At 60.4% G+C, this 10639-nt stretch carries 10 protein-coding genes and 1 pseudogene; 3 read left to right on the forward strand and 8 right to left on the reverse strand.

Features of this window, described 5'->3' with window-relative positions; translation table 11 throughout:
* Positions 1–130: 130 nt before the first annotated feature.
* From kdpB to kdpF, 3 genes are read right to left on the reverse strand one after another with little or no spacing between them, the layout of a single operon-like run.
* Positions 131–2203, reverse strand: coding sequence for a potassium-transporting ATPase subunit KdpB (gene kdpB / locus BK659_RS24270; RefSeq protein ID WP_185015466.1), 2073 nt, complete (start codon positions 2201–2203; stop codon positions 131–133).
* Between the two features lie 17 nt (positions 2204–2220).
* Positions 2221–3915 carry a potassium-transporting ATPase subunit KdpA gene (kdpA, locus tag BK659_RS24275; protein ID WP_123427817.1) on the reverse strand — a complete coding sequence of 565 codons (1695 nt, stop codon included), beginning with the start codon at positions 3913–3915 and terminating at the stop codon, positions 2221–2223.
* An 8-nt stretch (positions 3916–3923) separates the two neighbouring features.
* Positions 3924–4013, reverse strand: a complete 90-nt coding sequence (gene kdpF / locus BK659_RS24280; protein WP_123427819.1) for a K(+)-transporting ATPase subunit F — start codon at positions 4011–4013, stop codon at positions 3924–3926.
* 404 nt (positions 4014–4417) lie between these two features.
* Here kdpF and eat point away from each other — a divergent pair, with 404 nt between their 5' ends.
* Together eat and BK659_RS24290 are read left to right on the forward strand one after the other, a co-directional pair.
* The gene (gene eat / locus BK659_RS24285) at positions 4418–5782 is read left to right on the forward strand and encodes an ethanolamine permease (RefSeq protein WP_123427821.1); all 1365 of its coding nucleotides are present in this window, start codon (positions 4418–4420) and stop codon (positions 5780–5782) included.
* A gap of 123 nt (positions 5783–5905) precedes the next feature.
* Positions 5906–6073 carry a DUF2897 family protein gene (locus tag BK659_RS24290; RefSeq protein ID WP_071554261.1) on the forward strand — a complete coding sequence of 56 codons (168 nt, stop codon included), beginning with the start codon at positions 5906–5908 and terminating at the stop codon, positions 6071–6073.
* Positions 6074–6159: 86 nt separating this feature from the next.
* Here the strand turns inward: BK659_RS24290 and BK659_RS24295 are convergent, their stop codons facing one another.
* Positions 6160–7011, reverse strand: coding sequence for an urea carboxylase-associated family protein (locus BK659_RS24295; protein WP_123427823.1), 852 nt, complete (start codon positions 7009–7011; stop codon positions 6160–6162).
* Between the two features lie 168 nt (positions 7012–7179).
* Here BK659_RS24295 and BK659_RS24300 point away from each other — a divergent pair.
* Positions 7180–7272, forward strand: a pseudogene (locus BK659_RS24300) (TetR/AcrR family transcriptional regulator); the annotation flags it as partial.
* Here BK659_RS24300 and fabF read toward each other — a convergent pair.
* The 4 genes from fabF to BK659_RS24320 form a co-directional block, all read right to left on the reverse strand.
* Entirely contained in the window at positions 7269–8543 is a 1275-nt protein-coding gene (fabF, locus tag BK659_RS24305) for a beta-ketoacyl-ACP synthase II (RefSeq protein WP_123427825.1), read from the reverse strand. The pseudogene BK659_RS24300 and the gene fabF sit on opposite strands and share 4 nt — an antisense overlap.
* A gap of 32 nt (positions 8544–8575) precedes the next feature.
* Positions 8576–9370, reverse strand: a complete 795-nt coding sequence (locus tag BK659_RS24310) for an SDR family NAD(P)-dependent oxidoreductase (RefSeq protein ID WP_123427827.1) — start codon at positions 9368–9370, stop codon at positions 8576–8578.
* A gap of 219 nt (positions 9371–9589) precedes the next feature.
* Positions 9590–9925 carry a ComEA family DNA-binding protein gene (locus BK659_RS24315; RefSeq protein WP_123427829.1) on the reverse strand — a complete coding sequence of 112 codons (336 nt, stop codon included), beginning with the start codon at positions 9923–9925 and terminating at the stop codon, positions 9590–9592.
* 114 nt (positions 9926–10039) lie between these two features.
* Positions 10040–10639: polysaccharide biosynthesis protein (locus BK659_RS24320; protein WP_148050451.1), on the reverse strand; the 600-nt coding region annotated here is incomplete at its 5' end.

Here is a 10639-nt window from a genome sequence, read left to right on the forward strand (position 1 = left end):
TACAGCGTTCAGTCAGGTGCACCGTGGCGCATTCATCGCGGGCAAGCCCGCTCCCACAAAAGCGCCACAGAACCCTGTGGGAGCGGGCTTGCCCGCGAAGGCGGCGTGCCTGACACACAGCCATGCCAGGTCAAACCAGATGCAACGCCGTCAACAGCATGTCGATCGCCTTGATGCCCGCGAACGGCACCAGAATTCCGCCCAGCCCGTAGATCAGCAGGTTGCGCCGCAGCAACGCCGCCGCGCTCGCGGCCTGGACGCGTACCCCGCGCAACGCCAGCGGGATCAGCGCGACGATGATCAAGGCGTTGAAGACGATGGCCGAGAGAATCGCGCTCTGCGGACTGGTCAGGTGCATGATGTTCAGCACGCCCAGTTGCGGGTAGATCGAAGCAAACAGCGCCGGCAGAATCGCGAAGTACTTGGCCACGTCGTTGGCGATGGAAAACGTCGTCAGCGCGCCACGGGTCACCAGCAATTCTTTACCGATCTGCACCACGTCCAGCAGCTTGGTCGGATCGCTGTCGAGGTCGACCATGTTTGCCGCTTCACGAGCCGCCTGCGTCCCGTCGTTCATCGCCATGCCGACGTCAGCCTGTGCCAGCGCCGGTGCGTCGTTGGCGCCATCACCGCACATGGCGACCAGACGACCGTCGTTCTGCTCATGACGAATGCGGGCGAGTTTTTTCTCCGGCGTGGCTTCGGCCAACACATCGTCAACACCGGCTTCCGCGGCAATCGCCGCAGCGGTCAGCGGGTTGTCGCCAGTCACCATGACGGTGCGAATCCCCAACTTGCGCAGCTCGGCGAAACGCTCGCGAATGCCCGGTTTGACCACGTCCTTGAGGTGGATCGCACCGAGCAACTTGCCCTCGGCACACACCAGCAACGGCGTACCACCGCTCTGGGCGATCTTGTCGATTTCCCGGGACATCGGCGGCAGCATGTCGGCGCGCTTTTGACCGACGAAAGCCAGTACCGAATCCACCGCACCCTTGCGGTAGACGCGTCCCTGGTAGTCGACACCAGACAGGCGGGTTTCGGCGCTGAACGGCACAACGGTCAGTACTTCAGCGGACGGTTCAGCCTGTGGATAAAGTCCGCGCAGGTACTCGACGATCGACTTGCCTTCGGCCGTGTCGTCGGCCAGCGAGGCGAACAACGCACCTTCAGCCAGCTCCTTGGCGCTGACGCCGGGCGCTGCGTAGATAGCGGTGCAACGACGGTTACCGAAAGTGATGGTACCGGTCTTGTCCAGCAGCAACACATGCACGTCGCCCGCCGCTTCTACTGCACGGCCGGATTTGGCGATCACGTTCAACCGCACCAGACGGTCCATGCCGGCGATACCGATGGCCGACAACAAGCCGCCAATGGTGGTTGGAATCAGCGTCACCAGCAGCGCCACCAGGAACACCAGCGGCAGGTTGCCGTTGGCGAAGTGGGCGAATGGCTGCAGGGTCACGACCACCACCAGGAAGATCATGGTCAGGCCGATCAGCAGAATATCCAGCGCCACTTCGTTCGGGGTTTTCTGACGCTTGGCACCTTCGACCAGTGCAATCATGCGATCCAGCGTCGACTCGCCGGGGTTGGCGGTGATGCGCACCAACAACCAGTCAGACACCAATCGAGTGTTGCCGGTGACCGCCGAACGATCACCACCCGACTCGCGAATCACCGGCGCGGACTCACCGGTAATCGCCGCTTCGTTAACCGCAGCGATACCTTCGATGACCTCACCGTCACCGGGAATCATCTCCCCGGCTTCGACACGCACCACATCGCCTTTGCGCAGGCTGACTGCCGGCACTACCTGAAAGCTGCCATCGGCTTTTTTACGCCGAGCGCTCAAGCCCTCGCTGCCGGCCTTGAGGCTATCGGCGCGGGCCTTGCCGCGACCTTCGGCCAAGGCTTCAGCGAAGTTCGCGAACAACACGGTGAACCACAGCCATAGGGCGATTTGCGCCGCCACAAAGGTCGGCACTGCCGGGTCTGGCATCACGCACAACACAGTGGTGAGGATCGCGGTCAATTCGACCACCAGCATCACCGGCGAACGCTTCAATTGCCGTGGGTCGAGCTTGACGAAGGCTTGCACCAGCGCCGGCCGCCACAGGGCCGAGATCGCGGTTTTCGGTTGCTCGACTGGTTGAGCCGGCACAGCGTGCGGTGCGGTTTTTTTCGATACACGAACGGGCATATTCATCATCAAATCCCTCAGAAGCCTATGCTCAGGTGTTCAGCGATAGGACCCAACGCCAGGGTCGGCAGGAAGGTCAGGCCACCCACCAGCAAAATGGTCACGGTCAGCAAAGTGACGAACAGCGGGCCATGGGTCGGGAAGCTGTTCTGGCCTATCGGTGCGGTTTTCTTCATTGCCAGGCTGCCAGCCAGGGCCAGTACCGGGAGGATGTAACCGAAGCGCCCGATCAACATGCCCAGACCCAGCATCAGGTTGTGGAATGGCGTGTTGGCGTTCAGGCCGCCGAATGCCGAACCGTTGTTGGCGCTGGCCGAGGTGTAGGCGTACAGCAACTGACTGAAACCGTGGGGGCCGGGGTTACTGATGGTTCCCGCAGGGCCTGGCAGACTCGCCGCAATCGCGCCTAGCACCAGCACACCGACCGGCATCACCAGCAAGGTCACTACCAGCAACTGGACTTCCTTGGCTTGCAGCTTCTTGCCGAGGTATTCCGGAGTACGCCCGATCATCAGACCGGCGAGGAACACCGCGATCAGCACGTTGAGCAGCATGCCGTAGAGCCCGGCACCGACGCCGCCGAAGATCACTTCGCCGACCATCATGTTGATCAGCGCGACCATGCCGCTCAGTGGGTTAAGGCTGTCGTGCATACCGTTGACCGAACCGTTGGAGGCCGCAGTGGTCGTTACCGACCACAGCACCGTGGCGGTCGTGCCGAAACGTGCTTCCTTGCCTTCCAGCGGTGCAGTCTGTTCGACCGCAATGTTGTTCAGGGTCGGGTTCGGCTGGTATTCAGCCCACAGCGACACCGCACCACCGATCAGGAACAGCGCGAGCATGCAGGCGATGATCGCCCGGCTCTGACGCAGGTCCTTGACGTAATGGCCGAAGGTGAACACCAGCGCCACCGGGATCAGGATGATCGATGTGACTTCGAACAGGTTGCTCCAGGCCGTCGGGTTCTCGAACGGATGTGCCGAGTTGACACCGAAGAAGCCGCCGCCGTTGGTGCCCAGTTGCTTGATCGCAATCTGGCTGGCCGCAGGACCCAGTGGAATGACTTGATCCACGCCCTGCATCGTCAGCGCATTCACATAGTGCGCGAAGGTTTGTGGCACACCCTGCCAGACCAGGAACAGCGCCAGCAGCAGGCACAGCGGCACCAGACCGTAGAGGGTGGCGCGGGTCATGTCGACCCAGAAGTTACCCAGGGTTTGTGCCGATTTGCGCCCAATGCCACGGCACAAGGCGACCAGCACGGCCAGGCCGGTGGCGGCGCTGACGAAGTTTTGCACGGTAAGGCCGACCATCTGGCTCAGGTAGCTCAGGGACGCTTCACCACTGTAGGACTGCCAGTTGGTGTTGGTCATGAAGCTCACGGCAGTGTTGAACGCCTGCGTCCACTCCTGCCCCGGCAGGTTTTGCGGGTTGAGTGGCAAGTAGTCCTGGAACAACAGGATCGCGAACAACAGCAAAAAGCCCGCGAGGTTGAACGCGAGCAACGCCAGGGTGTATTTCTGCCAGCTCTGTTCGCTCTGCGGGTCGACCCCGGCCACGCGATAACAACCGCGCTCCACGGGCCCGAGGATCGGCGTCAACCAGGTACGCTGGCCTTCCATCACCTTGTAGTAAAAACGCCCCAGAAACGGTGCCGGAATCAGCACCACGGCGAAGAAGGCGAGGATCAGCCAATAGTCATAACTGTGCATAGCCGCTCCTAGTTCTGATCCGCGCGCAACAGCGCAACCAGTAGATAAATGAACAGTCCCACCGCCAACAGCAGGGACACCCCGTCCAGAATGCTCATGGAATTTCTCCGTCGTACGGCGATTGCCGCGTGTGCAGCAATTGTCCGCAGGAAGGCTGTAAAGGAACGAGAGCGAGGGGTTGGGCGCGGCATAAAGAAAGCGTAAAGACTGGCTTTACGCGGGAGTTACAGCGGTGTGCCGACTGACCTCATCGCGGGCAAGCCCGCTCCCACAGGGGGTCCGCGGTGCATCGACAATCGGATGCTCATGTGGGAGCGAGCTTGCTCGCGAAGGCGGCATAACAGACACCAACGCTCCCAACTGGCGCACAAAAACACTACATCTGGTTGCAAACATCCTCGATACGACGCCTTTTTGTCCTTTACGACCGCTGTCGCAACACTGGCACGCCCACTGCACACGCCCTCCCCCGAGCTTTTCCATACCTCTGCGGGAGAAACGCATGAACACACAACTCAAACCCACACTGGGCACCCTGCATTTATGGGGTATCGCGGTCGGGCTGGTGATTTCCGGCGAGTACTTTGGCTGGAGCTACGGCTGGGGTGTGGCCGGGACTCTCGGCTTTCTGGTGACCTCGTTCATGGTTGCGACCATGTACACCTGCTTCATTTTCAGCTTCACCGAACTGACCACGGCCATCCCTCATGCGGGTGGCCCATTCGCCTATAGCCGCCGCGCCTTCGGTGAAAAAGGCGGACTGATCGCCGGCCTGGCGACGCTGATCGAGTTCGTCTTCGCGCCACCGGCCATTGCCCTGGCCATTGGCGCCTACCTGAACGTGCAGTTCCCCGCCCTCGACCCGAAACACGCGGCGGTCGGCGCCTATATCGTGTTCATGGGCCTGAACATCCTCGGTGTGAAACTGGCGGCGACCTTCGAACTGGTGGTCTGTGTGCTGGCCGTCGTCGAGTTGCTGGTGTTCATGGGCGTGGTCGCCCCGGCGTTCAGCTTCAGCAATTTCGCCCTCAATGGCTGGGCCGGTTCCGATGTGTTCAGTGCACCGGCAATCGCCGGGATGTTCGCGGCGATTCCCTTTGCGATCTGGTTCTTCCTCGCCATCGAAGGCGCGGCCATGGCCGCCGAAGAAGCCAAGGACCCGAAACGGACGATTCCCAAGGCCTACATCAGCGGCATTCTGACCCTGGTGTTGCTGGCCATGGGTGTGATGTTCTTTGCCGGTGGCGTGGGTGACTGGCGGACCCTGGCGAACATCAACGATCCGTTGCCGCAAGCGATGAAATCCGTGGTCGGTGAAAGCTCCGGCTGGCTGCACATGCTGGTGTGGATTGGCCTGTTCGGGCTGGTGGCGAGCTTCCACGGGATCATCCTTGGCTACTCGCGACAGTTCTTCGCCCTGGCCCGCGCAGGTTACCTGCCGACGTATCTGGCCAAGCTGTCACGCTTCCAGACACCACACCGGGCAATCATCGCCGGCGGCCTGATCGGTATCGCGGCAATCTACAGCGACGGCTTGATCAACCTCGGCGGCATGACCCTGACCGCGGCAATGATCACCATGGCGGTATTCGGCGCCATCGTGATGTACATCATGAGCATGCTCAGCCTGTTCAAACTGCGGAAAACCGAGCCGCTGCTGGAGCGCACCTTTCGCGCCCCGGGTTATCCGATCGTGCCAGGCATTGCGCTGTTCCTGGCGGTGGTCTGCCTGGTGGCGATGGCCTGGTTCAACGCGCTGATCGGGGCGATCTTCCTCGGTTTCATGGCCGTCGGCTTTGTCTACTTCCTGCTCACCGCACAGCTGCGGGCCGATGCCCCGGCCGATGCGATGCTGACCGGTCTTTGATGAGGTGACCCAGGCAGAACAGGCCTAGAATGGAACCACTGAGAAACGTCGTGACTCAAAGTGGATAGGCACGGCGTTGACGCGAAACCGTTCGCGTCGAAACCTGCCCTTAAGGAGAGCCCTATGCCCTGGTATGCCTGGTTGATTCTGGTGGTTGCTATCGGATCGATCGTCGGTGGCTTGATGATGCTGCGCGACACCGCGAACAAGGTGGAACTGACCGATGAGCAACGTAAACGCGTCGCTGAGCGCAACGCGGAAATGGACGCCAAGGACGCTCAGGATCGTTGAACAATCCGTAGGAGCTGCCGCAGGCTGCGATCTTTTGTCGTTTTCGAATGCGCTGAAAATCAAAAGATCGCAGGCTTCGCCAGTTCCTACACTTCCCAATCCGCCTTGGCGATATGCAAGCCGTGCAGCCCCTTGTACGCAGCCCGCGCAGGCTGGCTCCAGCCTTTGAGCAAGGCGTCCTCCAAGCGATAGATTTCCACGCCCAACGGTCGGCAGACACTTAACGGATCCTGTGCATCCGGCCCCCACATCGGCAGCGACAAATCGCCGCCCGGACAGGTCGACAAGGCACAGAGCAAGTCGATCTCGGCGAAGAACTCCAGATAGTCACCCTTCTGCGCCGGACAGGCCTTCATGAAGTACATATCGTCATGGTTGAGCCCCGTGCACTGAAAGATGTTCAGCACGTCATGCACATCGAACTCGGTCAAACCGTGAGGTAAAACGGCGCGGGTCAGGTTCGAATGGCAGTGGTGATGGAAGTCCTCGCCGGTGAGCATCTTGTTCACATAGGGATCGCAGCGTGTGCCCAGTAAATCGTGCAAACGTCCGCCGTGTTCGTCGATGCCATAGTGGGCCAGGCTATCGTCGGTGATGGTCACCAACGGTCGCAGAAATGGCAGGTTCGACCAGAGCCGGTCATGGGTGCTGACATGGGCGCCCTGCAATTGCCGGGTCCGTGCCGCCCACAGCCGCTCGCGCGGGTCGTTGGCATTCCAGACATTGAAGTCCCCCACTTGCGGGCCCACCGGCGTGGTCACGCGGAACACATGTCCCGCCGGAACGTGCCAGGCGCGTCCGGTACGGATCGGCACTTCGAATTGTTCGATCAGCGTGCGCCCGGACGCGGTATCGCGGATCCGCTCGTAGAAGGCTTTATCGACCTGTAACGCCGAGCCCTTACTGACCTGATAAGCAGCGGGATAGTCTTTGTACATGGCATGAGTCCTCGATCAGTGACGGGAAGGATGGTTGAACATCTCGAGCAGTTACTGTTCGCAATCGTCGAGATAATCGCTCAGGGCTTCGCATGCACCGGGCTTGTCACCCTCGACCAACAGATCGCGAATGAGCCGGTCGCGCTCGAGCCAGGGCGCTATTCATGCTCATTGCTGTTGTCACGCAGCGTCGAGAATCCCGAGCTGGCTCAGAGGATTCTCGACGTCACTCGCGTCTTTCTCAAACAACCCCGGAACTAGCCCTGCCAGCGCTTGAACAGCACGCTGGCATTGACCCCGCCAAAGCCGAAGCCGTTGGACAATGCGTACTCGATAGCCATCGGCCGCGCCTGACCGTGGACGATGTCCACTCCTTGAGCGGCGGGGTCCGGGTTTTCGAAATTGAGGGTGGCGGGCACGATCTGGTCGCGGATCGCCAGCAATGTGAAGATCGCCTCGATTCCACCGGCGGCGCCGAGCAAATGTCCGGTGGCCGACTTGGTCGACGTCACCGCCACCTCATTGGTCGTTCCGAACAATGACTTGATGGCCGCCAGCTCCCCGAGATCCCCCACCGGCGTCGAGGTTGCGTGAGCGTTGAGATGCTGGACCTGTGCCGCTGAAATGCCCGCCTGGGCCAACGCCAGCGACATTGCCCGGCGCGCACCGTTGCCATCTTCGGGGCCAGCCGTCAGATGATAGGCATCGGCGCTGGTGCCGTAGCCGACAAGCTCGGCTATCGGTTGAGCACCACGGGCCAAGGCATGCTCCAGGGATTCGATCACCAAGAGACCGGCGCCCTCCCCCATCACGAAGCCGTCGCGGCCACTGTCGAACGGCCGCGAAGCACGCTCGGGAGCTTCGTTGTAGCCGCTGGACAAGGCCCGGGCAGCGGCAAACCCGGCAAGACTGACGCGATCGATCGCCGCCTCCGCTCCACCGCACACCGCAATATCCGCCTCACCACAACGGATCAACCGCGCCGCATCACCGATCGCCTGAACCCCGGCCGCGCAGGCCGTGACCGGTGCGCCCAACGGGCCTTTGAAGCCATGCTGGATCGACACGTGGCCGGCAGCAAGGTTGACCAGAAACGAAGGAATGGTGAACGGCGACAAACGCCGCGGCCCTCGACTGTCCGTGGTGCGCACTGCATCGGCTATCGCGCCGAAACCGCCCACCCCCGAACCGATGATGGTTGCAGTCCGCTCCTGGGCATTGGCGTCCCGCGCCTGCCAACCAGCCTGTTCCAGTGCCTGACGCGCAGCCTCCATGGCATACAGAATGAAGCGGTCCATCTTCTTCTGTTCTTTGGGTGGTGTCGCCAGATCCGGATCAAAACCCGCTTCAGCATCTTCTGCCAGGGTCGGCACGACGCCACCAACCTTGGTCGGTAGATCGGCGATCACCTCGTCCGGTAAAACCCGCAACCCGGAGCGTCCAGACAACAGGCGCGCCCAGACCACCTCGACGCCACTACCCAACGGAGACACCAGCCCCATCCCTGTTACAACCACTCGACGATCACTCATGCCGCAACTACCTCAAGCCGATTCATGGTGCCTCACTTATACCGTGCGGCAGCGGTGTGCCTGGACAAATTCGGAGCCATCACATAACGCGCGGCAACGAAGGCGTCCCACTCTCCAGCCTCCGGTAACGAAGGAATGGTGATCAACTCACCCTGATCGAATCCCGACAATGCCGCATCGACCATCTCCCCTGTCTCCATCACCATTTCTGCCGGGATAGCGCTGGCATCAATCCCTGAACGTTCCCAGATTTCGGTGCGTGTCACCCCTGGCAACACCGCCTGAACCTGCACGCCCGAACCACTCAGTTCAGCATTCAACGACTGCGTGAGGCTCAGCACGTAAGCTTTGGTCGCGCTATAGGTCGCGTTGAAGCGCTCGGGAATCAGCGCAACCACCGACGCCAGGTTGATGATCGAACCGCGCCCGACCGCCGAAAAATTCGCGGCTGCCGCAGCAGCCAAACGTGTCACCGCCACCACATTGAGCTGAATCATACGCTCCAGCTGATCGGTGTCGGCACTGGCCAAAGAGCCATCCGCCGCGATACCCGCGTTGTTCAGCAGCAGGCTGATGCCGGAGTCACTGCGCAGACGCTGCTCCACCGCCAACAAATCAGCCTTGAGCGTGAGATCCGCCATCAGCACCTCGACCCGCACACCATGCTCGGCTCGCAACCGGGTTGCTGCTGCCTGAAGACGTTGCTCATCGCGAGCCACCAGCAACAAGTCAAAACCACGCGCCGCCAACCGCTCGGCATAAATTGCACCGATACCGGATGAAGCGCCAGTGATCAGAGCAGTACCTTTGGACTGAATGGAAATCATAGCTGCGCTCCTGGGAAATACCTGAAGAATGTTGAATGCCCCAGGTTCAGAAAACCTGCACCGGCGACGGTTTTATTATAGGCATAATCCAAACAAAATATTACAACAGTAATTTTTATTTCCGGACAAAAGGCGAAATTGCTCTGCCCTCCTGGAAATTGATCGCCAGAAATAAAAAAGGCCGGTCAATGACCGGCCTCGGACGCTAGCGTCTACGAATCAGTTCACCTCAAGCTTGTCGCGGTTCTTGTCCAGAATCGCCTTGCCGATGCCCTTGACCTCCAACAGCTCATCCACCGATGCAAATGGCCCATTACTCTCGCGATACGCAACAATCGCCTTGGCCTTGGCCTCACCTACCCCGGAGAGTTCTCGCTGTAGTGTCGTTGCATCCGCAGCATTGAGATCGACTTTTGCAACCTCCCCGGACGGTGCAACCTGAACTGCCAATGGCGCGGTTACAGCCTCAGCCTTGGTCGCCGGCGCAGCGATAGCAGCAATAGAGGCGCTGGTCAGCAGGGCAAAAACCAGAGAGTAGAAATAGCCTGTACGCATAAGTGACGCTCCATGACATCGATAAGTAAGAAGCAGCTTTTCCGAAGCTGCCTCCCAAACCTAGGTCATGCTGTGAGCCTGTCAAAAATGTATCAGTTACAGGGTGTGTAACAATCAGGGCTCGAGGCGGCGTTGCTGGTAGATCCAGTCGACGATCTCACCATCCGGCGCATAACCGCTGACGGTGTCGCGCAAGAGTTGGCGGACCCGCGAATAATCATCCCGTTCGACAGCCGCCAGCAATTCCGTCAGCTTGCCCTTGAGCACTTCCCAGGGCAGGTGGTCTTCATTGGCGCTCATGATCATCGGGTGCTGGGTGGCCGCTACGTTGTCACCGATCAGCAACTCTTCGTAGAGCTTTTCACCGGGACGCAGCCCGGTAAATTCGATGGCGATGTCGCCGTGAGGATTTTTGTCCGAACGGACACTCAAACCCGACAGGTGAATCATCTTCTCGGCCAGCTCGACAATCTTCACCGGTTCGCCCATGTCCAGCACAAACACATCACCGCCCTGCCCCATCGAGCCGGCCTGAATCACCAACTGGGCGGCCTCGGGGATGGTCATGAAGTAACGGGTGATCTTCGGGTGCGTGACCGTCAGCGGGCCGCCCGACTTGATCTGCTTGTGAAACAGCGGAATCACCGAACCGGAAGAACCGAGCACATTACCGAATCGCACCATGGTGAACCGGGTTTTGTTGACCCGGGACAC

Origin of the sequence: Pseudomonas brassicacearum (assembly GCF_003732225.1) — a bacterium.
In the GTDB taxonomy this organism is placed as follows: domain Bacteria; phylum Pseudomonadota; class Gammaproteobacteria; order Pseudomonadales; family Pseudomonadaceae; genus Aquipseudomonas; species Aquipseudomonas brassicacearum_E.

What these genes read in the sequence shown, in the direction of transcription:
- BK659_RS24315 (WP_123427829.1), bottom strand. Translation starts at nt 9,925, where the DNA reads ATGCGTACAGGCTATTTCTACTCTCTGGTTTTTGCCCTGCTGACCAGC.
- BK659_RS24295 (WP_123427823.1), bottom strand. Translation starts at nt 7,011, where the DNA reads ATGTACAAAGACTATCCCGCTGCTTATCAGGTCAGTAAGGGCTCGGCG.
- BK659_RS24290 (WP_071554261.1), top strand. Translation starts at nt 5,906, where the DNA reads ATGCCCTGGTATGCCTGGTTGATTCTGGTGGTTGCTATCGGATCGATC.
- kdpA (WP_123427817.1), bottom strand. Translation starts at nt 3,915, where the DNA reads ATGCACAGTTATGACTATTGGCTGATCCTCGCCTTCTTCGCCGTGGTG.
- kdpF (WP_123427819.1), bottom strand. Translation starts at nt 4,013, where the DNA reads ATGAGCATTCTGGACGGGGTGTCCCTGCTGTTGGCGGTGGGACTGTTC.
- fabF (WP_123427825.1), bottom strand. Translation starts at nt 8,543, where the DNA reads ATGAGTGATCGTCGAGTGGTTGTAACAGGGATGGGGCTGGTGTCTCCG.
- BK659_RS24310 (WP_123427827.1), bottom strand. Translation starts at nt 9,370, where the DNA reads ATGATTTCCATTCAGTCCAAAGGTACTGCTCTGATCACTGGCGCTTCA.
- eat (WP_123427821.1), top strand. Translation starts at nt 4,418, where the DNA reads ATGAACACACAACTCAAACCCACACTGGGCACCCTGCATTTATGGGGT.
- kdpB (WP_185015466.1), bottom strand. Translation starts at nt 2,203, where the DNA reads ATGCCCGTTCGTGTATCGAAAAAAACCGCACCGCACGCTGTGCCGGCT.